The 22,237-nt window shown below is 58.8% G+C and carries 19 protein-coding genes; 11 read left to right on the forward strand and 8 right to left on the reverse strand.

The window, feature by feature from the left end:
- Nucleotides 1-65: 65 nt before the first annotated feature.
- From ACA373_RS03565 to ACA373_RS03575, 3 genes are all read right to left on the reverse strand, one after another.
- Complete coding sequence (locus tag ACA373_RS03565) at nt 66-1,148, reverse strand: mechanosensitive ion channel family protein (protein WP_253454289.1); 1,083 nt, start codon at nt 1,146-1,148, stop codon at nt 66-68.
- A 440-nt stretch (nt 1,149-1,588) separates the two neighbouring features.
- Nucleotides 1,589-2,044, reverse strand: a complete 456-nt coding sequence (locus ACA373_RS03570; protein ID WP_370734018.1) for a helix-turn-helix domain-containing protein — start codon at nt 2,042-2,044, stop codon at nt 1,589-1,591.
- A 24-nt stretch (nt 2,045-2,068) separates the two neighbouring features.
- Nucleotides 2,069-2,851, reverse strand: a complete 783-nt coding sequence (locus ACA373_RS03575) for a MipA/OmpV family protein (RefSeq protein WP_125290026.1) — start codon at nt 2,849-2,851, stop codon at nt 2,069-2,071.
- Between the two features lie 120 nt (nt 2,852-2,971).
- Between ACA373_RS03575 and ACA373_RS03580 the strand changes: the two genes are divergently transcribed.
- The 4 genes from ACA373_RS03580 to ACA373_RS03595 all read left to right on the forward strand — a co-directional run bounded on the left by ACA373_RS03580 (nt 2,972) and on the right by ACA373_RS03595 (nt 9,156).
- Nucleotides 2,972-3,667: a response regulator gene (locus ACA373_RS03580; RefSeq protein ID WP_370734019.1), complete on the forward strand. Its 696-nt coding sequence runs from the start codon at nt 2,972-2,974 to the stop codon at nt 3,665-3,667.
- Nucleotides 3,664-4,836, forward strand: coding sequence for a cell wall metabolism sensor histidine kinase WalK (locus ACA373_RS03585; RefSeq protein WP_253454287.1), 1,173 nt, complete (start codon nt 3,664-3,666; stop codon nt 4,834-4,836). Before ACA373_RS03580 ends, ACA373_RS03585 begins: the two co-directional genes overlap by 4 nt.
- A 98-nt stretch (nt 4,837-4,934) precedes the next feature.
- A complete protein-coding gene (locus tag ACA373_RS03590; protein ID WP_370734020.1) occupies nt 4,935-6,098 on the forward strand; it encodes an efflux RND transporter periplasmic adaptor subunit in 1,164 nt (387 codons plus the stop codon).
- Nucleotides 6,082-9,156, forward strand: a complete 3,075-nt coding sequence (locus ACA373_RS03595) for an efflux RND transporter permease subunit (RefSeq protein ID WP_370734021.1) — start codon at nt 6,082-6,084, stop codon at nt 9,154-9,156. Before ACA373_RS03590 ends, ACA373_RS03595 begins: the two co-directional genes overlap by 17 nt.
- A 170-nt stretch (nt 9,157-9,326) precedes the next feature.
- Here the strand turns inward: ACA373_RS03595 and ACA373_RS03600 are convergent, their stop codons facing one another.
- The 3 genes from ACA373_RS03600 to ACA373_RS03610 are packed head-to-tail and all read right to left on the reverse strand — an operon-like array spanning nt 9,327 to nt 12,251.
- The gene (locus ACA373_RS03600; protein ID WP_370734022.1) at nt 9,327-10,796 is read right to left on the reverse strand and encodes a heavy metal sensor histidine kinase; all 1,470 of its coding nucleotides are present in this window, start codon (nt 10,794-10,796) and stop codon (nt 9,327-9,329) included.
- Nucleotides 10,793-11,467, reverse strand: coding sequence for a heavy metal response regulator transcription factor (locus ACA373_RS03605; RefSeq protein WP_370734023.1), 675 nt, complete (start codon nt 11,465-11,467; stop codon nt 10,793-10,795). Before ACA373_RS03605 ends, ACA373_RS03600 begins: the two co-directional genes overlap by 4 nt.
- Before the next feature lie 22 nt (nt 11,468-11,489).
- A complete protein-coding gene (locus ACA373_RS03610; RefSeq protein ID WP_301250888.1) occupies nt 11,490-12,251 on the reverse strand; it encodes an alpha/beta fold hydrolase in 762 nt (253 codons plus the stop codon).
- 490 nt (nt 12,252-12,741) lie between these two features.
- Here ACA373_RS03610 and ACA373_RS03615 point away from each other — a divergent pair, with 490 nt between their 5' ends.
- The 7 genes from ACA373_RS03615 (at nt 12,742) to crtB (ending at nt 20,859) form a co-directional block, all read left to right on the forward strand.
- Nucleotides 12,742-13,431: a hypothetical protein gene (locus ACA373_RS03615; protein ID WP_301250886.1), complete on the forward strand. Its 690-nt coding sequence runs from the start codon at nt 12,742-12,744 to the stop codon at nt 13,429-13,431.
- Between the two features lie 592 nt (nt 13,432-14,023).
- A complete protein-coding gene (locus ACA373_RS03620; protein WP_253454280.1) occupies nt 14,024-14,935 on the forward strand; it encodes a polyprenyl synthetase family protein in 912 nt (303 codons plus the stop codon).
- A 21-nt stretch (nt 14,936-14,956) separates the two neighbouring features.
- Nucleotides 14,957-16,000, forward strand: coding sequence for a type 2 isopentenyl-diphosphate Delta-isomerase (fni, locus tag ACA373_RS03625; RefSeq protein WP_301250884.1), 1,044 nt, complete (start codon nt 14,957-14,959; stop codon nt 15,998-16,000).
- On the forward strand, nt 15,997-17,268 hold the full coding sequence (locus ACA373_RS03630; protein ID WP_370734024.1) for a glycosyltransferase: 1,272 nt from the start codon (nt 15,997-15,999) through the stop codon (nt 17,266-17,268). The genes fni and ACA373_RS03630 overlap by 4 nt, the downstream gene beginning before the upstream one ends.
- Nucleotides 17,265-18,425 (forward strand): lycopene beta-cyclase CrtY, encoded by a 1,161-nt coding sequence (gene crtY, locus ACA373_RS03635; protein WP_301250881.1) that lies wholly within the window; start codon nt 17,265-17,267, stop codon nt 18,423-18,425. Before ACA373_RS03630 ends, crtY begins: the two co-directional genes overlap by 4 nt.
- Nucleotides 18,425-19,906 (forward strand): phytoene desaturase, encoded by a 1,482-nt coding sequence (locus tag ACA373_RS03640; protein WP_301250880.1) that lies wholly within the window; start codon nt 18,425-18,427, stop codon nt 19,904-19,906. The genes crtY and ACA373_RS03640 overlap by 1 nt, the downstream gene beginning before the upstream one ends.
- On the forward strand, nt 19,903-20,859 hold the full coding sequence (gene crtB / locus ACA373_RS03645; RefSeq protein ID WP_370734025.1) for a 15-cis-phytoene synthase CrtB: 957 nt from the start codon (nt 19,903-19,905) through the stop codon (nt 20,857-20,859). Before ACA373_RS03640 ends, crtB begins: the two co-directional genes overlap by 4 nt.
- Here crtB and ACA373_RS03650 read toward each other — a convergent pair.
- On the reverse strand, nt 20,756-21,301 hold the full coding sequence (locus tag ACA373_RS03650; RefSeq protein ID WP_369894751.1) for a sterol desaturase family protein: 546 nt from the start codon (nt 21,299-21,301) through the stop codon (nt 20,756-20,758). The two genes, crtB and ACA373_RS03650, sit on opposite strands and share 104 nt — an antisense overlap.
- A gap of 47 nt (nt 21,302-21,348) precedes the next feature.
- Nucleotides 21,349-22,212: a LysR family transcriptional regulator gene (locus ACA373_RS03655; RefSeq protein ID WP_370734027.1), complete on the reverse strand. Its 864-nt coding sequence runs from the start codon at nt 22,210-22,212 to the stop codon at nt 21,349-21,351.
- Between the last annotated feature and the right edge of the window lie 25 nt (nt 22,213-22,237).

Genomic DNA, 22,237 nt, shown 5'->3' on the forward strand with positions numbered 1-22,237 from the left:
CTTGTGCCGCGCCCTGACGGGCACTGTACGTCCAACTCTCTGTTTTCAGAAAAAAACGCAATTAGTTATCGACTTCCCGGGCCGTCAAGCAGCGGATCGGCCAGTGTTGCCCTGGTTTTAGGCAGGCACTGCGGATAGTTTTGCTGAATAAACTCAATCATCTTTTCCCGCACGTGGCAGCGTAAATCAAAGGCCATGGGGGAGTTTTGTGCCGTCATCAATAATCTGATGGTCATGGTTCTGTCATCAGTATCCGTTACCTGCAGCACCTGAGTTTCCTGATCCCAGAGCTTTGTTTCACTGAGGATTTTTTCGAAATGCTGACGCAGAGGTTCTAACGGCATGGAGTAGTCAAGGTAAAGGAAAACAGTGCCTAATATTTGGGCGTTGTTACGCGTCCAGTTCTGGAAGGCGTTTTCTGTAAAGTAGGTGATGGGCAGAACCAGCCGGCGCAGATCCCAGATACGCACCACCACATACGTCAGGTTTATCTCCTCAATCCAGCCCCATTCTTTTTCAACCACTACAGCATCATCAATTTTAATCGGTTGGGTGAAGGCTATCTGAATACCGGCAAACAGGTTAACGAGCGACTTTTGCAGGGCAAAGCCAATTATTATTCCGGCCACCCCGGCACCGGCCAGAATTGTGGTGCCGAATTTTCGCACGCCGGGGAAGCTGAGCAGGATCAGTGAAACACACAGCGTCACGAGCAGGACGATAGCGACCTTTTTTACATATATTATCTGCGTACGGATTTTACGGGCACGAAGATTATTAGAAAGATTAATGTCATAGCGGATAAAAAGCATATCCTGCACGACATTAGTCAAACGAATCAGGATAGAACAAAGCGAAAGTATAATGAAGGTATTAATAATCGTTGTAATAAGATCAAGATAGTGCGGGTGAATATTAATATAATTAAGCCCGACGTTGATTAACATCAGCGGGATGAAAAGAAAAATTGATCCGCGAAGATGCTTTTCAAGGGATTTAAATAATTTCCTGTCACGATTCTGCCAGTAGCGGATGAACCTGAGAATGATAAATCGCGCAACGGCCCCCGCAGCGAAAGAGAGCGTGACGAGCAATAAAGCAGGCACCCACGATGGCGCGCCAGATAACTCATCGAATAGTAATGGCATTCTTTTCCCTTATATCCAGCAACAACCACAGGCTGTCAGCGAAGTCATAAACATCCAGTAACCGCTGTCTTCACGGTTATCTGCAGCGTAAATGGTTTACGCAGATGAGTTTATGAAAAATTCTGTTAACTGACGCAGTAAACGTAAAAAAATCGGACAAAACCGATAATTCAGATGAGTTTTTTATTTAATTAATTGAAATTTATAATAATTTTTATTTATCAGCCAGTAAGCCGGGCGACCATGCCTGTATCGTATAGATCTTGAGCGGTGGCCTGACGGAAGGAGGCTCACCAGAAGCATAGCGTCAGATCGCCGCCGGATTCGATAAGCAAAACCAGCCTTCGCGATAATTCAGACGAGCGTGGCAGCCGTAGAGAAGGAAGAGCAGGTATGTCCGGGCAATACTGAAAGCGATGAAAGGGAATGATAATCAGCCGCTAGCATGTTCGGGCGTGAGCGTTCTCTGAATGTTCAGGCTTCGCTTTGCGCATAACCTGCCTGAACGCGCCGGGCGGCATACCGTACTGTCGGCTGAATGCCCGCGTAAACGTCTGCTGCGACTCAAAATCATAGCGCAGGGCGATAGTTATAATTCGCTGGTCGCCGCTGATAAGCTCATCAGCGGCGGCCTTCATCCTTTCCAGACGAATAAAAGCACCCAGGCTGATACCGGCGTAGCGCACAAAGCACCGGTTCAGATACCACTTTGAATAACCGTAGCGGGCCGCCACCTCCTGAACGGTGACTTTTCTGGTTAAGTTTTCTCTTATCCAACATACCAGCCCCGTAAAAAATACGTCGTCCGACAGCATATTGTTATTCCCGCTGGCTGCCCAGGTTTGATAAATATCGATACGAGCCTGCACGGGCAGGTACGCAATGAGGCACGGCATGGAAACGCTTATGCGCAGAAAGCATCAGAATGTATAGGTAAAGCCGACCGTGCCCGTTGCTTCATTGCGCCGGGAAACAACAGGGCTGTCGGCTACGCGATCGCCAAGCCAGGTATAGCCCGCGCTGATAAGCGTTCCCCAGTGAGGATCAAACTGGTGGCTCCAGATCAGAGAGGTTGCAATACCGTAAAAACCGCCCGGCGCGCGGTAGCGCGTAAACCTGCTGCGCTGGCTCTGCGCCTGACTGACGCCGTACCAGGTATTCATATAGCGGGCATCGCCAAATAATGCCGCGGTTTGCAACGCGACGGTATCGCTTTCACTCTGCACCGGCAGAAGGGTCAGGGATGCCTGATAATTGACGCCCTGATCGTCACTGAACGGCAGAACCGCTTTGCCCTCGGCGCTGAGCCATGGCGTGACCTGCCAGCCGATGGCCAGCGCTGTATTGACCGTGGGATCGATTTTGCCCATGCCCTTCAGCCTCTTACCGCCGTCACGCCAGTCTGAATTTTTGTCATCTCGTCCGAGGTTGTAGCCCAGCGTATGTTCCAGGTAGAGTCCACTGTTGCTTTGTAAATCGTAGCCAATGCCTTTTTGAGCATCCGCAAAGAAGGCACCGTGTCGGGCCTGGAAAACCGGAACCGGCTGAAGGCGGGTTTGATCCGAGCCGCTGTAGCGGGGCGCAGACTGTGCGCCGACGCCGACGGTCACGCTATTTTGGGCATCACCGCTGTCCGCGCGGGCCGTCGCTGAAGTTGTCAGGGCCAGACCGGCCATATACAGCAGTGCTTTTCTGGTTATCATCACCTTACCTCTTATGGGTTCATTCCACTTTGCCGATACACCCGTATCGACAACCCGGAGTATCCTGTGGGTGTGTCAATAAACGGCCAGGGAATTGTGAAGAAAGTGTCAAGGTGAACCATGCAAAACAAAAAAATTCTTATTATTGAGGACGACGCAGATGCGGTTGAGGTGCTTGAAGCCTATTTACGCCGCGAAAACTACGAAGTTCGCGCGGCCGGGGACGGGGTGTCGGGCCTGGAAATAGCCGGGCGCTGGCACCCTGATCTGATCCTGCTGGACGTGATGCTGCCGGGTCTTAACGGTACGGAGGTATTGGCAAAAATCAGGCGCAGCAGTGACGTTCCTGTGATTATGGTAACGGCCATCGGCGACATGCCCGATCGCATCGGCGCGCTGCGCTACGGTGCCGACGACTACGTGGTCAAGCCCTACCATCCCGGAGAGGTTGTGGCGCGCGTGCAGGCCGTGCTGCGGCGAAGTCAGCCAGCGGCTCAGCAAGAGGAGGTGCTGCGCTGGCAGGCGCTGGAGGTTCATACTTCGGCCATGACCGTAACCGTTACGCGCGGTATTGATGATCTAATCAACGTGGACGTGACCCCAACCGAGTTTTTATTACTGGTGACGATGATGCGCGCCCCGGTTCGTGCGCTCAGCCGTCAGTTTTTACTGGAGCGGTGCCTGCCTGAAAGCGACGCGCTTGAACGCGTGGTCGATACACATATCTACAACTTGCGCAAAAAACTTGAGGCGGCCGGCATGAAAGAGGTTCTTCTTAACGTACGCGGCGTCGGCTACAGGTTCCGGCAGCCATGAAAAATCCACAGCTGCAAACCCTGTGGCGTTGGATCTGCGTTCGCATTCTGACGCTTGCCATCGGTACCGTTGTCCTGATAGCGCTGTGCATGTGGCTGCGCTTTACGCTTCAGTATCTCTGGATCACCTGGCATATGCCCCACGCGATACTGCAGGAATTCCTGGTTCTGCGTGAAAACCCTAATCTTAATCCGGCGCGTTTTCATCAGATCATTGATAGCTGGTGGGGTATCGGCTATTCCGATCCCTCCATCGCCTCTTCGGACTGGATCACCGTCGGCGTCCTGGTGCTGGTGACGATTCCATTCATTGCCTGGTTCGGGCTGCGCCATGCCCGCCCGTTGTCGGCTCAGTTCAGCCAGCTCAGAGGCGCAGCTGAACAGGTAACGGAAGGTGACTTCGGTGCGCAGGCTGCGCTGACGCCGTCGGCACCAGCAGAACTGGTGCAGTTCGCACAAAACTTCAACGCCATGACGCGCCAGCTTGCGCGTTATGAAAAAGAGCTTCGCGCCTCACATGTCGCTATGGCGCATGAGCTGCGCTCCCCGCTGACCGCAGCCATGGTTCGGCTACAGGCGCTGCTTGACGGCGTGTTCAGCGCGGATGGGCGACAGCTTGCCATGATCATGGGCCAGCTGAACTGCCTGCGTAGGCTGATTGATGAACTGCAGCTGCTTTCACTGGCGGACGCCGGGCAGCTTAGCCTGGAAAGGGTTCGCTGCTGTCCGTCCGAGATCCTGCGCTATCGCCTGCAGTGGATAAAATCCCAGCTTGATGAAGCAGGCATTTATCCGGTTGCCGAACTGGCTGAAAAAACGCTGCTTAACGTCGATCCGTTTCGTCTGGGGCAGGTTTTTACCGTCCTGCTGGAAAATGCGCTGCGCTATGCGGGTTCCGGCACCAGCCTGTATCTGAGCAGCCGCAGCACAGACGGGCATTATGAGATTATTTTTCAGGACAAAGGGCCCGGCGTGCCGCCGGCGTTTCTTGAAGTCATGTTTGAGCGCTTTACGCGCGGAGAGGCCTCACGGGCACGGCATTCTGGCGGGAGCGGGCTGGGCCTTTCAATTGCACGCGCTATCTGTCAGGCGCACGGCGGAACGCTGGACGCCACGCTGCCGCCTGAGGGCGGATTAAGAATGCGGATCGTGCTGCCTCACGATGCATAACGGTTGCTGAGGGTCTTGACACTCCCTTGATGGAATGTGGCCGGGTTCTTGATAATGGCGAGGTTTAATGGCGCAAAACTCAATTGAGGAACTGCGCCATGTCAGACAACCTTCCAGGCCTGATAAAACAGGGGGCCTGGCAACTGCTGGATCTGCGACATCATAGTGTCTTACTGCTGCTCGGCCTTGTGCTGATGGCTGTTATGCTGACCGGCTGCGATCGGCAAAAACAACAAAATCCACCCGCACCGCGTCCGGTTGAATGGATGACGATCGGCCCGCGCACGGCTCCTGCTCAGCAGACGCTGACCGGTGAAGTCCGCGCGCATGATGAAACCTCCCTGAGTTTCAGGCTGGAGGGCCGCATACTGACGCGCAGTGCCGACGTCGGGAGCCGGTTCAGCCAGGGCGACACGCTGGCCGTGCTGGACAGTCCGGCGGCGCTGAACCAGGTTATCAGCGCGCAGGCTGATGTCAGCAGCAGCCGGGCCGCAGAAAAAGTGGCGCTGCTTAATCTGCATCGAATGCGTCTTCTGATGCCGTCCGGTGCTATCGCTCGTGCTCAGCTGGATACGGCCACGGCTGACTGGCAGGCGGCGCTTTCGCGCACGCAGAGCAGCGAGGCGGCGCTGAAAAATGCGAAGGAAAACCTGCGCTGGACGGCCCTTACCGCGCCTGCCAGCGGCGTAGTGACGGGCGTCAGCGCATCAGCAGGGCAGGTTGTCAGCGCCGGAGAGACGGTATTTACCGTTGCCGCTGGCAATGGCCGCGACGTCGTGTTTGACGTTGCCAGTCCCGCAATGGTATCCCGCCAGCCCGGTGCCGTTTTTCACCTTGCGCTGCTGCGGGATCCGACCGTAAGCGCGCTGGGGCATCTGCGCGATATCAGTCCGCAGGCCGATCCGCAAACGCGAAGCTGGCGAGTGCGGGTCACGCTGGATAATCCACCGCCCGATATGGCGATGGGCGCCAGCGTCACGGTCACGCTGCCAGCCGCAGAAACGGCAGCTGAGGCGGTTATGGTGCTTCCGGCGTCGGCCCTGACGCGCCAGGCAGGCGATCCCGCCGTATTTGTGCTGGATGCGGTTAACAACCGGGTCCGTCGGAGAGCCGTGCATATCGCAGGCTATTCGGCAGATTCCGTATTTATACGCGCCGGGATCGCGCCCGGGGAGCGGGTCGTTACGGCGGGCGTCAGAAGCCTGCGTGACGGCGAGCGCGTGGCCTGGAGCAAGGAGGATCAGGATGAAACAGAGCTTTAACCTTTCCGCCTGGGCGCTGAAGCAGCAGCAGTTAATTGCCTTCCTGATGCTGCTCATTATGGCTGCGGGCATCATAAGCTATGAGCAGCTTTCGCGGACTGAAGATCCCGCATTTACCATCAAAACGGCGGTGGTTTCTGCCCAATGGCCGGGCGCGAACCTCAGCGATACGGTCAGGCTGGTGACCGACACGCTGGAGAAAAAACTGCAGGAGATCCCCCGGCTTGACTACGTCCAGAGCGAGACGCACGCCGGGCGCAGCGTTATCTTTATAAACCTTCGCGATGATACGCCCCCTGCGCAGGTTGCCGACATCTGGTATCAGGTACGTAAAAAAATGCAGGATGCCGCCCCTTCTTTACCGCAGGGCGTGCAGGGGCCTGCCGTCAACGATGATTTTGAAGACACCTTCGGCACTATTTACGGGTTTACCGCAGAGGGTTTTTCCATGCGGGAATTAAGAGATCGGGTGGACAACATTCGCCGGGATCTGATGAGCCTGCCGGACGTGGGTAAAATTCAGCTGCTGGGCGAGCAGGAAGAGCAGCTGGTGGTGGCCTTTTCACCGCGTAAGCTGTCATCGATGGGGCTGGATTTACAGCAGGTCGCTGAGGCGCTTCGCGCGCAGAACGTGGTAGAGCCAGCGGGTACCGTGCGTACGGCCGATGACACTATAGCACTGCGAGTCAGCGGGGCTTTCAAAAACGAAGAGAGCCTGCGCACGGTGACGCTGCGGGTAAACGGACGCTATATCCCTCTTACAGCGATTGCCGCCGTCGTGCGCAGACCTACAGAGCCGCCTGCGCCGCTTTATCGCGTCAACGGACAGCCTGCGATCGGGCTCGCCGTCTCGATGGCGCAGACCGGGAATATGCTTGCTTTCGGCCAGGCGCTGCGCGCGCGCATGGCAGGCGAGGCCGAACGGCTGCCGCACGGTATTGAGATGACGCGTATTGCCGATCAGTCCGCCGTGGTGGATGAGGCCGTCAGCGGATTTATGCACGTGCTCGTAGAGGCAGTGATCATCGTGCTGGCCGTGTCTTTTGTTTCACTGGGCCTGCGTGCCGGCCTGGTGGTGGCGGCAGCAATCCCGCTGGTGCTGGCTATGACATTTATCTGTATGCACCTTGCCGGTATTGGGCTACAGCGGATCTCGCTCGGCGCGCTGATTATCGCCCTGGGGCTGCTGGTTGACGATGCAATGATAACGGTGGAAACCATGGTGGCCAGGCTTGAAGCCGGCGATTCACGCGCCAGCGCGGCAACCTATGCGTTCACCTCTACGGCGTTTCCGATGCTGACCGGTACGCTGGTCATGATTGCCGGTTTTATTCCGGTCGGCTTTGCCGCCTCAAGCGCGGGAGAATACTGCTATACCCTGTTTGCCGTGGTGCTGATTGCGCTTATCAGCTCATGGATAGTGGCCGTGCTGTTTTCACCGTTGACCGGCAGCTGGCTGCTGCCGGGCACCCGGCAGAAACACGCCGCCGGTCCTGGTCGCCTCGGCGGGCTTTATCGCCGCCTGCTCGCCCGCGTTCTGCAACACCGGCTTCTGACGCTTGGCCTCGCGCTACTGGCGCTGCTGCTGGCAGGTGCGGGTATGACCCGGATGCAGGGCGAGTTTTTCCCGGCCTCGGATCGGCCCGAGCTTCTGGTCAGCCTGTCTTTGCCAGCGAATGCCTCTCAGGAGGCGACCCTACGTCAGACAGAGCGGCTGGAACAAGCCGTATCAGCCAGCCGCGACGTTGACCACTACTCGTCTTACGTCGGCACCGGAGCAGTGCGCTTTTATCTGCCGATGGACGTTTTACTTGATGATGAAAATACCGCTCAGCTGGTGGTGGTGGCCAAAAGCCTGGCGGCCAGAGAAAGACTGCGGCGCTATCTTGATGGCGTGCTTGCGCGGGATTTTAGCGACATCACCACGCGGGTTGCTCCTCTTGAGCTGGGGCCGCCCATAGGCTGGCCCGTTCGCTACCGCGTCAGCGGGCCTGACTACCAGCAGGTCAGGGCGCAGGCAGAGCGACTGGCAGCAACGCTTGGCGCCTCTCCGCTGACGCGTGAGGTCAACCAGACGGCGGGCGAGCCTGAACGGGTTGTCACGCTGAAGGTGGATCAGTCGGCCGCGCGGGCAGCGGGCCTCTCTTCCGAGCTGATTGCCCGTTATCTGAACACGCTGTGGTCGGGAATGCTGATTACCACCGTGCGTGACAGGAACAGGCTGGTTGATGTCGTTCTCAAGGGCAACGATGAAGGGCGCCGTCTTGACAGCCTGTCCGGGTTGCTTCTGACAGCGCAAACGGGCGCGAAAATCCCGCTGGCGCAGGTGGCCACGCCGCAGTGGGGGCTTGAGGATCCCGTAATCTGGCGGCGTCAGCGCCTGCCGTTTATCACCGTGCAGACGGATCTTGCACCTGGTCTGCGCGCCGAAAGGGTATCGGCCGGGCTGAAGCCGGTTATTGACCGCTTCAGGGCCGGACTGCCGCTGGGTTACAGCCTCAGCGAGGACGGAGCCGTAGCCGAGTCCGACAAGGGCAACAGCTCTGTATTTGCTATTCTGCCGGTCACGCTGCTCTGTATGCTGGTGCTGCTGATGGTTCAGCTACAGCGCGTTTCCCGTATGCTTCTGGCGCTGCTGATGGCACCTTTTGGCCTGCCCGGAATCGTGCTGGCTATGCTGCCGACAGGCACGCCGATGGGCTTTGTGGCGCTGCTGGGCATCATTGCGCTTGCGGGCATGATTATCCGCAATGCGGTCATACTCATCACTGAGGCGGACAATAACCGGCGCTCAGGTATGCACTATAACGCCGCCATTCAGGCCGCTGCCTCTCACCGCGCCCGCCCAATCCTTCTGACGGCCAGCGCAGCCATCCTGGGCATGATCCCCATTTCCCGCCAGATTTTTTGGGGGCCAATGGCGCTGGCGATTATCGGCGGGCTGATCGTGGCGACGCTGGTGACGCTCACCGTTTTGCCGGCGGCCCTGAGTCTGGTGATGCAGACGGAAGCGCGCCGGGCCAGCCGGAAAAAATCTTCTGGCGCTGAAGCAGGATAGATAAAAGCTGGCCCTGTCCGGGCTTCTCTTTACGGACGGAGGCCAGCTTTCAGAACGGCGCTTTCCGGGAAACAGCGCTCTTCAGGGTCTGCAACTGACATCGGGTAATGCCCGAAACCCGATGGCGAATTTGGCTTATCGCAGCCTGTGCATGACGTACGCGCCACCGTTCAGGATCCCGATGCAGCTGAAGCCGGGCTTTTTGCCCGTTCGCTGTTCTTACCACTATGGCCGGGAGAAACGTCGACGACGGCATTCGCAGCGTTAGCGGGAAAGCGCAGCGTAAACCGATTGACGCCGTGCTCGCTGTTTACCTCACAGCTTCCCTGATGTAATCGCATAATGCTGCGCACGATAGACAATCCCAGCCCGCTGCTGCCCTGATGACGTGAGGTGTCAGCGCGCCAGAAACGGTCAAAAATGCGCGACTGGTACTCGGCGCTCAGCACCGGGCCATTGTTTTCCACTACCAGTTCGATGGCGTGCGGCTGCGCCTTGCTATAGACGTGGATTATGGTGTTACGCTCGCCATAGCTCAGCGCATTCGCTATCAGATTCGCCAGCGCGCGCTGCACCAGCAGCGGGTCGGCAGACAGTTCGCCATCCAGCCTTATCTCAAGCCGCATCGCCTTTTCTTCCGCCATATTGTCAAAATAGCTCTGCAATTTCTCACCAGGCTGCGCCAGATCGATGCGCTGAATAGCTATCGACTGGCTGGCATCCTCCGCCCTGGCAAGAAACAGCATGTTGTCGATCATCCTGGCGAGACGCTCCAGCTCTTCATAATTGGAGCCTAATAACGCCTGATAATCGCTGAGGCTGCGCGTCTGGCTCAGCGCCACTTCGGTCTGGCCGATCAGCGTACCGATCGGCGTGCGCAGCTCGTGCGCCATATCCGCAGCAACCTGGCTCAGCTGTTGGTAGCCGCCTTCAAGGCGACCGAGCATTTGGTTAAAAGCAGCGATAAGCGGCTGCAGTTCAGCCTGAGCCTGATCGGGCATACGGCGTGACAAATGACGCACATCGATCGCGTTCGCCTCGGTTGTCAGATGGCGGAGTGGGGATAAACCGCGCCGCACCAGCCAGACGCTTATGGCTGCCACCAGTAAAGCAGCCAACGATGTCGCCAGGATAATTTGATTACGGTAGCCGTGCAGCGTTTGCGTACGATTGCTCATCAGGCGACCGGTGACGATCTCAATCTGTCCGCTGCCGTCGCGCGTGGGCGTGAGTGCCGCCGCCGCGATAAAAGGCGTGCCGTCATCGCTGGCAAAGTGATGAACGGACGACAGCGTCAGCGGCTGGTCAGCGGCGACAGGCGTAATAACGGGAAGAGGACGCCGGCCGGGATTGACCGCAATCAGCGGTGGCTGGCCGGGAAAACGCAGCACCAGTAAAGACTCGGTGTTACCCAGCATATTGGCAAACAAACGCGGCTTCTGCTGGATTAGCGTAATGGCATCTTCATCGCGTAACAGCGTGCGGATCTGATCGATACGCGTCAGCAATGCGCCATCGTCGCGTAGCCCAATTTGTATGGCCAGCGAGTGATAAAGCGCAAGGCCAATAAGTGCAAAAATCGCCATCACCGTGGCGCTTAACATAAGCGACAGACGCGCCGCGAGAGAGTATTTTTTCACGGTTCTGCTTCGCAGCGATAGCCCACGCCGTGCACGGTATGGATCAACGGTTGGGCAAAGGGGCCATCAATTTTCTGCCGGAGGCGTTTTACCGCCACGTCCACCACGTTGGTATCGCTGTCAAAATTCATGTCCCACACGCGGGAAGCAATCAGGGTGCGGGTCAGCACTTCGCCAGGATGCAGCAGGAACAGATGCAGCAGGTTGAACTCCTTGTTGGTGAGATCGATACGCTGCCCGCCGCGCTCGACGCGGCGTTTAACAATATCGAGCTGCAAATCGGCCAGCGTCAGCACATCCGGCAGCTTTTGCAGGCTGCCGCGTCGCAGCTGCGTGCGGACGCGCGCCAGCAGCTCGGCGAACGAAAAGGGCTTGACCAGATAATCATCCGCGCCCAGCTCCAGTCCTTTAATACGGTCTTCCAACGTGCCTTTGGCCGTCAGGAAGATCACCGGCGTGTGGATCTGTTTATCGAGCGCCGTCATCACCTGCCAGCCATCCATACAGGGCATCATTACGTCGAGTAAAATCAAATCGTAATGATGCTCCTGCGCGTAAAACAGGCCGTCCTGGCCGTTTTCCGCCACGTCGACGATAAACCCCGCTTCCGTCAATCCTTTGCGCATGTATTCGCGTGCCTTGACTTCATCTTCAATCACTAAAATTTTCATGCGCTTCTCCCTGTGAACCCTGTTAAGGCAGTGCGTGCTGCGCGGCTTGCTCGATCAACCGCGCAACCTCATCAGGATGCGACTGATACACCGAGTGGCTGGCACCGGCAATTTCCACCGTATGGCTGTGTGCGCGTTTGGCGTACAGACGTTCCAGATCGGGGCTGATAATTTTGTCAGCTTTCGCCACCATGTACCAGCTGGGTCGCGTTTTCCATGCCGGATGGGGAATGTTGGCGGTGAACACTGCTGCGTTGGTCGGCATCTGCGCATGGGCTTCGAAATCGGCCTGGGCGGCAGGCAGGTCGGCAGCGAAATCGCCATGATAATATTCCGGGGCAATAGAGAGATAGCCATCGCTCGATTTTACAAACGGATGCGCGCTATTGGGGATTTTTTTGCCGTTATCGGCTTCGGTTTCGCCATTTTCCGGCACGTGCGCGGCAATATACACAAGACCAGCCACTTTATTGTCGTTGCCCACTTCACTGATAATCGCGCCGCCGTAGCTGTGGCCCACTAAAATCACCGGGCCGTTTTGCCGATCGAGAACGCGACGCGTCGCGGCCACGTCTTGCGCAAAGCTGGTCAGCGGTTCCTGCACCAGCGTCACGTTATAACCATCATGCGTCAGCCGATCGTACACCGCGCGCCAGCCCGCGCCGCCGACGAAAGCGCCGTGAACCAGCACAATATTCTTGACCGGCTGCGCCTGAGCCTGCGCCGTGCCGCCTGCGATTGCCACCAGCATACTCACTGCAAGAACAACTTTTTTCAGTTTCATGGTCGTGCTCCTGATTAGGAAAGTTCGTCTACAGGATAGGAAACCGGCGCTGACATCAGGGTGAGGGAGTGATGACAAAAAAATGACGCCGGAGGGAAGGGGATGTAGGTGATCTGGTACTGATTAACGGCAGAGGCAGATTCGCGCAAGGCTGAAATAGCGGTGACCTCTGACAGGCGTATGTCGCCGAAAGCCGTTGCGCTTATATAGCCTCGCGGGAAGCCGCATTTGCGGTGCGGCTCCCGTTAGCCTGCTGATAAAGACATAGCGAGTTTTCTTTGTCTGCTTTCATGCGACCCTTGGCCAGGTGAGGACGACTATCACTTAAAGCGGCCCCTTGACTTGCACACCAACGACCATCCTATAGAATTATTAATGATTCCTTTTAAAGTACATCCGTCTGATTAATTTTCATTCAAATATTTTCCGTATAACAATTAATTATTTAATACTTATCAATTGTTTATATCTCATCAGAGGATAGCCAGCCATGACTGAGCCAACCGCATCCGATCAATTGAAAAATCAGGACTTTGATACTTTCAGGGCAACCGTATTACCCCATCTCGATCAACTTCTTGCAGATAATCCGCCTCCCCCAGGGCAGACTTTTGACAGGGATAAAGCGGTGCATGACATGTACGATCTGGTAAATGGCCGCTATGACATTGAATCAGCAGAACCCGCCGCCGCCGCAGAGTTGGAACTTGACTCTGCACCAAATAAGACGGGCGTTAGTGAATGCACTATGTGGGAAATTACCGTCATCTGTGACGTCCTGTCTGTTGGGCTACAGTATTGCGGCATAGCGGGAGCACCGGCTCAACGGGCGGCGGCACAGATTGCCAGTCAGTTGAATGCAGCGCAGCTAAATGGCTTGCAGCTGTTACTTCAGGCGTTCCGTAATGCGCAGGGCGCGCGCGCGACAGGTCAGGCGGTTTTCAACCTGCTCAGCGCTATCTGGAAATTGACGGGTATTCGACAATTTCTCGGCGCGCTTGAAACAAATTTCGCCTGGTATAACTGGGTCATTATGGGCACTGTTATTTCAGCGCAGCTGGCCGCGCTTTTCTTAAGCGATGGGTTAGCATTTGTGGCAGAAATAGTCATCATGGGGGCATTTCTTACGCAGCTGGGACTGGATGTGGATCATATGTGTGAAGCTTGCGCCTGGGATTGATATAAAGCTGACGATGACATGCGCGCTTTAATCAGGTGGTGATGACCACTAAAGCGGCTTATACAGCCAATAAAACGACCGCCAGTATTAACCGGCGGTTCATCCCATTTATAGCCCGCAGGTTCAAGCCCACGATCCATACCGCTATGCACTTAACAGCACTTTACGGCTCGGCTGCCGCTAAACCTGTACGTACAGCACATATAACAAGCTCCGTGCCGATGGATTTTCCGCCAGCCCTGAGCACGGGGTTCCAATTTTTACCCATAAAGAACAATAGCCTTCGCTATCCTGTTAATTGAACTACACTAAAAAAGCCCGCCAGGCGGGTTTTTTTATGTCAACAGGCAGTAAAGAAGCTGTCTGTTTAGCTATTTTGTAGACATAAAAGCCAAAAATAGCGGGCCTTGCTGATTAATTACTTGTTTTTAAAAGTATTAATGCAATGTTTTTGTTTTTTCGCTAAGCATCATCCAGGCTTAACGGAAATAGCGTTAGCTCTTATGAGCATGACCGTCGTCGCCCCGACGACGAAAAAAGGGCGAGCGGGCCACGACGGTCTCTTAATTCACTCGTTATGACGGGAAAACCAGTGACGGCAACTATAACCAACGCGAAAGAATCACTGAGTCAGGAAAGCGAGCTGCGGGCGCTGCGCGACGCGCTGCATCAGCGTCTTGACCAGCTCCTGCCCGCGGGTGGCGAACGCGACCGGGTTGGCGCGGCGATGCGTGAAGGCGCACTGGCGCCAGGCAAACGTATTCGTCCTTTGCTGCTGCTGTTGGCGGCATACGACCTGGGCTGCGACAAAAATCATCCGGGACTGCTCGATCTCGCCTGTGCGGTGGAGATGGTTCATGCCGCTTCGCTGATGCTGGACGATATTCCCTGTATGGATAACGCGGCGCTGCGGCGCGGACGGCCCACTATCCATCGTCAGTTCGGCCAGGACGTGGCGATCCTCGCGGCAGTTGCGCTGCTCAGCAACGCTTTTGGCGTGGTGGCTGGCGCCGAAGGGCTGTCGGATGCCTGTCGTGCCCAGGCCGTGGCGGAGCTTTCCGCCGCCGTGGGTCTGCAAGGGCTGGTGCAGGGACAGTTCCGCGATCTTAACGAAGGCGCGACGGCGCGCAGCGAAGAAGCGATAGCCGATACCAACGACCTGAAAACCAGTATGCTATTTAGCGCCACGCTGCAAATAGCGGCGCTGGCGGCGGATGCAACGCCAGCCGTGCGCCAGAAGCTGGGCTGTTTCGCACGCGATCTGGGCCAGGCTTTTCAGCTGCTCGACGATCTGGCGGACGGCTGTAGCGGCACGGGGAAAGATATTAACAAGGACGCCGGAAAATCGACGCTGGTGGCGCTGCTGGGCGCCGAGGCGGTGCGCTCACGCCTGCACGAGCATCTGCACAGCGCCGATCAGCATCTCTCCGTCTGCCAGCATGGCCTGGCGACGCGGCGTTTTATGCATAGCTGGTTCAGCCAGCAGCTGGCGACCTTTAGCTAAGTATTCACAAACGGAGCGTGAATGAAGGACGCGAACCTTATACAGCGTAAGAACGATCATCTTGATATCGTACTCAACCCGGCTGCCGACGCCCGTAAAAGCCGCACCGGATTTGAACACTGGCACTTTGAGCACTGCGCGCTGCCCGAGCTGGATCTGGACAACATCGATCTCAGCACTACGCTGTTTGGCCGTCAGCTGCGCGCGCCGCTGCTGATCAGCTCGATGACCGGCGGCGCGGCCCGCGCCCGCGACATCAATCTTAATCTGGCTCGTACCGCGCAGACGCTGGGCCTGGCGATGGGCGTCGGCTCGCAGCGCGTGGCGCTGGAAAGCGACGTCAGCTTTGGCCTGACCAGCGAGCTGCGTGCGATAGCGCCGGATGTGCCGCTGTTGGCTAATCTTGGCGCGGCGCAGATCCACGGCCAGCGCGGGCTGGACTATGCCCGTCGCGCGGTGGATATGATCCAGGCGGATGCGCTGATTGTGCATCTTAACCCCTTGCAGGAAGCCCTACAGGAAGGCGGCGACCGCGACTGGCGCGGCGTGCTGGATGCTATCGCGCTGCTGGTGAAGCAGCTTGAGGTGCCGGTCGTGGTGAAAGAGGTCGGTGCGGGTATTTCACCCGCGGTGGCGCGCCGTCTGAGCGAGGCGGGCGTCGCGATGATTGACGTCGCGGGCGCTGGCGGCACCAGCTGGGCAGCGGTAGAGGCGGAAAGAGCGTCGCGCCCTGAAATGCGCGCCATGGCGATGGCGTTTGCCGACTGGGGCATTCCAACGGCCGACGCGCTGTGCAGCGTTCACGCCGCGCTGCCGACCCTGCCGCTGATCGCCTCCGGCGGTATCGCCAACGGTATCGACGTCGCAAAAGCGCTGGCGCTGGGCGCCGATCTGGTGGGGCAGGCAGCGGCGGTGCTCGCCAGCGCCAATGCCTCTTATGAGGCGACCGTCACGCACTTCCAGACCGTTATCGCCCAGCTCAGGATCGCCTGCTTCTGCACCGGCAGCGCCAGCCTGAGCGAACTGCGGCAGGCAAAGCTTTCCCGCAACAGGAGCGAAGCATGAGTCATTACGCCGTGGTTGCGCCGCCGCTGTACAGCCACTGGCAGGCTTTACAGGCGCTGGCGCAGGCGCTGATTGACCGGGGTCATCAGGTTACGTTTATTCATCAGGCGGAGGCGGGCGCGCTGCTCAACGATCCGCGCATCGCTTTTCAGCCCGTCGGTGAGGATTCCCATCCGCCCGGCAGCCTGGCCCGCACGCTCAGGCTGGCCGCTTCGCCTGCCGGCATGTCGCTGTTCGCGTTGATTAAAGATATGTCCCGCGCCACGGATATGCTGTGCCGCGAGCTGCCGCGCGTGTTAAAGCAGCTGCGGGTCGACGGGCTGATCGTCGATCAGATGGAGGCGGCTGGCGGACTGGTAGCGGAAGGCATGGCGCTGCCTTTTGTTTCCGTCGCCTGCGCGCTGCCGGTCAACCGCGAGCCGGGCATTCCGCTGCCGGTAATGTCGTTTGGCTACGGCACCGACCCGCGGGCGCAAAAGCTGTTTCGCACCAGCCAGCGCATCTATGACTGGATGATGCGCAGCCACGGCCGCGTGATTGCGCGCCACGCCGAGCGCTTTGGCCTGGCGCCGCGCACGGGGCTGCATGAATGTCTGTCGCCGCTGGCGCAGATTAGCCAGACCGTGCCCGCGCTGGATTTTCCGCGCCACGCGCTGCCGGCGCATTTTTACCAGGTCGGGCCGCTGCGTCCGACCACCACGGAACGGCGCTTCTGGCCGTTGCTCTCTTCGCGCCCCTTTGTTTTCGCCTCGCTGGGCACGTTACAGGGGCACCGCTTCCGCCTGTTCAAGACCATCGCTCGCGCCTGCCGTCGTCTGCATGTCCAGCTGCTGATCGCCCACTGCGGCGGCCTGACGCCCGGCCAGGAGGCGGAGCTGGAAGCCTGCGGCGCCTACTGGGTAACGGATTTTGCCGATCAGCTGAGCGTGTTGCAGCAGGCGCAGGCGGTGATCACTCACGGCGGCCTGAATACCGTGGCGGACGCCGTCAGCAGCTCGACGCCGATCCTGGCGGTGCCTGTCGCTTTCGATCAGCCCGGCGTTGCGTCTCGCGTTGTCTGGAATGGCCTGGGCCGTCGCGTTTCCCGTTTCGCCAGCAGCAAAACGATGGCGAAACAGCTGGCCGCGCTGCTGCAGGACAAAGGCTGTCACAGCAGGATGAAAGAGGCGCAGCGCCAGCTAAGTCAGGCAGGCGGCGCGCAAAGGGCGGCGGATATCGTAGAACAGGCGCTGGGTTCGCGTTCGGAAAGGATTAAGGCGACAGGATGACGAAATGGGATGTAATTCTGGTGGGCGGCGGGCTGGCCAACGGGCTGATAGCCTTGCGGCTGCGCCAGCGGCAGCCAGGGCTGAAGGTGCTGATGCTGGAGGCGGGCGCGCGCGCGGGCGGCAATCACACCTGGTCTTTTCATGAAGATGACTTAACGCCCGCGCAGCATGAATGGCTGCGTCCGCTGGTGGCGCACCGCTGGCAGGGCTACGAGGTGCGTTTTCCTCGCTACACGCGCACGCTGCCGGGCGACTACCTTAGCGTGACGGCGGAAAGCTTTGCGCAGGCGCTGGAAACGGCGCTGGGCGAAAATCTCTTAACGTCGTGCGAGGTAAGCGACATCACGCCACACGGCGTCACGCTGGCGGACGGCAGCACGCTGCACGCCGCTGCGGTGATTGACGGGCGCGGCTATCAGCCCAGCCCCTGGCTGACGGTAGGGCTACAGGCCTTTCTGGGACAGGAATGGCGGCTGGCGGCGCCGCACGGACTGACGCGGCCTGTGCTGATGGATGCCACCGTGGATCAGCAGCAGAGCTACCGTTTCGTCTATACGCTGCCGCTGTCGGCAGACACGCTGCTGATCGAGGACACACACTATCAGGACAGTACGGCGCTGGACGCCAACGAGGCGCGGCAGCGGATCGCCGACTATGCGCAGGATCAGGGCTGGACGCTGCAACATCTCCAGCGCGAAGAGCAGGGCGTTCTGCCGATCACGCTCCAGGGGCAGCCACGGGCTTTCCGTCAGGAACGGGAACAGCTTTGCAGCGGTCTGCGCGCGGGCCTCTTTCATGCCACTACCGGCTACTCGCTGCCGCTGGCGGCGACGCTGGCCGACCTGATTGCCGACAACGGCAGGCCGACGCACGAGCGGCTGCACCCGCTAATCGGGCAGTTTATGGCCCGGCAGTGGCGGCGTCAGCGCTTTTTTCGCATCCTCAACCGGATGCTGTTTCTGGCCGGACGGCCGGAGCGGCGTTGGCAGGTTATGCAGCGCTTCTATCAGTTAGACGATGGGCTGATCGCCAGATTTTACGCCGGTCGTCTCAAACCTTTAGATATGGCACGGATCCTTACAGGCAAGCCCCCGGTACCGGTCGGCGAGGCGTTGCTGGCCGTGTTAAAAAAATCTCCCCGGCTGCGAGCTTTCTGATGAAAAAAACACTTGTAATTGGCGCCGGTATTGGCGGCCTGGCTTTGGCTATCCGTTTACAGGCGGCGGGCGTGCCCGTGCTGCTGCTGGAAGCGCGTGATAAGCCCGGCGGCCGCGCTTATGTTTACGAAGATCAAGGATTTACTTTTGACGCCGGGCCAACGGTAATCACCGATCCTTCGGCGATTGAAGAGCTGTTTACGCTGGCCGGACGGCGCACCGCAGACTTTATCGATATGCTGCCGGTCAAGCCTTTTTACCGCCTCTGCTGGGAGTCGGGCGAGGTGATGGATTACGACAACGATCAGCAGCAGCTGGAAGAGGCGATCGCACGGTTCAATCCGGATGACGTAGAAGGCTATCGCCGCTTTCATGCCTACTCGCGCGAGGTCTTCAAAGAAGGCTACCTTAAGCTCGGCAGCGTGCCTTTTCTCTCGGTCGGCGACATGGTTAAAGTCTCGCCGCAGCTAATCCGCTTACAGGCGTGGCGCAGCGTTTACAGCATGGTGTCGAAGTTTATTAAAAACGAACATCTGCGCCAGGCGTTCTCTTTTCACTCGCTGCTGGTGGGCGGCAATCCTTTTGCGGCCTCGTCCATTTATACGCTGATCCACGCGCTGGAGCGCGAATGGGGCGTCTGGTTTGCGCGCGGCGGCACCGGCGCGATGATCCAGGGCCTGACCCGACTTTTTTGCGAGCTGGGCGGTCAACTTGAACTGAACACGCCGGTTAAAAAGCTGGAAACGGAAGGCGACCATATTACGGCGGCGATCACCGCCGACGGTCGACGGATTGAAGTCGCGGCCGTCGCTTCCAATGCCGATGTGGTGCAAACCTACGCCAAACTGCTTGGTCATCATCCTCACGGCGCTGCGCAGGCCGCCGCGCTGAAGAAAAAAAGCATGAGCAACTCGCTGTTTGTGATCTATTTTGGCCTGAACAATCCGCACAGCCAGCTGGCGCACCATACGGTCTGCTTCGGGCCGCGCTACAAAGAGCTGATTGAGGAGATTTTCCATCATGACAAGCTGGCGGATGACTTCTCTCTTTACCTGCACTCGCCGTGCGTAACCGATCCCTCGCTGGCGCCGCCGGGCTGCGGCAGCTTCTATGTGCTGGCGCCGGTGCCTAACTTAGGAACGGCAAACCTGGACTGGGACGTGGAGGGGCCGCGCCTGCGCGATCGCATCTTCGCCTATCTGGAGGAGCACTACATGCCAGGCCTGCGCGAGCAGCTGGTGACGCAGCGCATCTTTACGCCGTTTGATTTCCGCGACCAGCTGGACGCGCATCTGGGCTCCGCCTTCTCCGTAGAGCCGCTGCTGACGCAGAGCGCCTGGTTCCGGCCGCACAATCGCGACAGCAAAATCGATAACCTCTATGTGGTCGGCGCGGGCACTCATCCCGGCGCGGGCATTCCCGGCGTGATCGCTTCTGCGAAAGTGACCGCCAGCCTGATGCTGGAGGACAGGGCACGATGAATGAGGCGCTGCTCAGCCATGCCACGGAAACCATGGCGGCGGGATCGAAAAGCTTCGACACCGCCGCCAAACTGTTCGATCCGGCCACCCGGCGCAGCGCGCTGATGCTTTACGCGTGGTGCCGCCACTGCGACGACGTGATCGACGATCAGCAGCTGGGCTTTCAGGCCGCCGCCGCGCAAAGCACGCCGCTGCAAAGGCTGGAAACGCTGAAGGCGTTAACGCTGCGCGCCTGCGCGGGCGAGCCGATGAGCGATCCCGCTTTCGCCGCGTTTCAGGAGGTGGCGCTGGCCCATGCCATTCCGCAGCAGCAGGCGTTCGATCATCTGGAAGGCTACGCCATGGACGTGCGTGGCGATCTTTACCCCACGCTGGACGATACGCTGCGCTACTGCTATCACGTAGCGGGCGTGGTCGGCCTGATGATGGCGCGAGTGATGGGCGTGCGTGATGAAGCGGTGCTGGATCGGGCCTGCGATCTGGGGCTGGCTTTTCAGCTGACCAATATCGCCCGCGATATCGTTGAGGACGCCGGAAACGGCCGCTGCTATCTGCCAATTAACTGGCTGGCTGAAGAAGGACTCACGCTGGAGAACTATGCGCAACCGGCCAGTCGCGACCGGCTGGCGAAAGTGGCGCAGCGGCTGGTGGCGGCGGCTGAACCTTACTATGCGTCGGCCGAGGCGGGCCTGGCCGGTTTGCCGCTGCGCTCCGCCTGGGCTATCGCCACCGCGCGCGGCGTCTATCGGGAAATTGGCGTGAAGGTCGATCGCGCCGGCAGCAAAGCCTGGGATCGCCGCCAGGGCACCAGCAAGGCGGAAAAGCTGGGCCTGCTGGCGGGCGGGGCGGTCAGCGCGCTGGCTTCTCGCGGGAAGCAGGCTGCGCCGCCTCGTTCTGCGGCCCTGTGGCAGCGTCCCGGCGGCGGCGGCGACCGTGCCGCTGGCGCAGCGTAGCCTGAAGTTTATCTACCGGCGGCGCATAGAGAAAACCGAAAGAGACGCAGCCTTCCCGGCCGCGCACCGCGTGATGCAGACGATGCGCCATATACAGGCGTTTCAGATAGCCACGGCGGGGCACGTAGCGGAAAGGCCAGCGCTGGTGCACCAGACCGTCGTGCACCATAAAATAGAGCAGGCCATAGGCGGTCATGCCTGCGCCGATCCATTGCAGCGGCCAGTAGCCGATGCTGCCCAGATAGATCAGCACGATAGAGAGCACGGCGAACACCACGGCGTACAGATCGTTTACTTCAAACCAGCCCTTGCGCGGCTCGTGGTGGGAAAGGTGCCAGCCCCAGCCCCAGCCGTGCATAATATATTTGTGCGCCAGCGCCGCGATAATCTCCATCGCGGCGATAGTCGCCAGCACAATCAATGTGTTGTACAGCCACAACATAGTTTTTTCCATCCGGTATCAGGTGGGTTAAGCGTAGTTCAGCGCTATTACTCCTGCACGGCTTCTAACATCTTCACCATCGCCCGCAGATTGGCGGAGCCGCTGCCTTTGCGCCATACCAGCCAGATCGCCAGCTCGCCCATGCTGTCGCTCAGCGGCCAGGCGCTGACGCTGTCTCTGCCGGGCATATTCTCCAGCATACTTTTCGGGATCAGCGCCAGCCCGGCGCCCGCGCTGACGCAGGCAAGAATGCCATGATAGGACTCCATCTCGAAAATCTTGCCGGGCGACGCGTTTTCACGGGCGAACCAGTTCTCGAACAGACGGCGATAGGAGCAGTTGGCGCGGAAAGCGTAAATAGTGGCGCCTGAAATTTCCCTGGCGCAGGTGACCGGCGGATGGTTCAGCGAAGAGATCAGCACCATCTCCTCGTTAAAAACCGGGATCCCTTCCAGCTGCGGATGCTTCGGCGGCCCGTCGATAAACACCGCGCTGAACTCGCCCGCCAGCAGCCCGTCGGTCATCGCGCCGGACGGCCCGGTAGAGAGATCCAGCTCTACCTCCGGCCAGGCCTGATGATAGCGGGCAATCAGCGGCGGCAGCCGCACCGCGGCGGTGCTCTCAATCGCGCCAAGGGTAAAGACGCCGGCAGGATGCTGGCTGGAAACCTGAAGGCGCGCCTCCTCAGTCAGTGCCAGGATGCGGTTGGCGTAATCCAGCAGCGTGCGGCCCGCGTCGGTAATATGCAGGCGCAGCTTTTCGCGGCTGAACAGCGCCGTGCCCAGCTCGTCCTCCAGCTGGCGCAGGCGGGTAGAAATATTAGAAGGAACGCGGTGCAGTTTACCCGCTGCCGCCGTCACGCTGCCTTCTTCCGCGATGGCGCGGAACACTTCCAGCTGGGTCAGATCCATAAACATTCTCATTTTGAGCAGGATA

The organism is Erwinia sp. STN24 (genome assembly GCF_041320675.1).
Classification (GTDB): Bacteria; Pseudomonadota; Gammaproteobacteria; order Enterobacterales; family Enterobacteriaceae; genus Erwinia; species Erwinia aeris.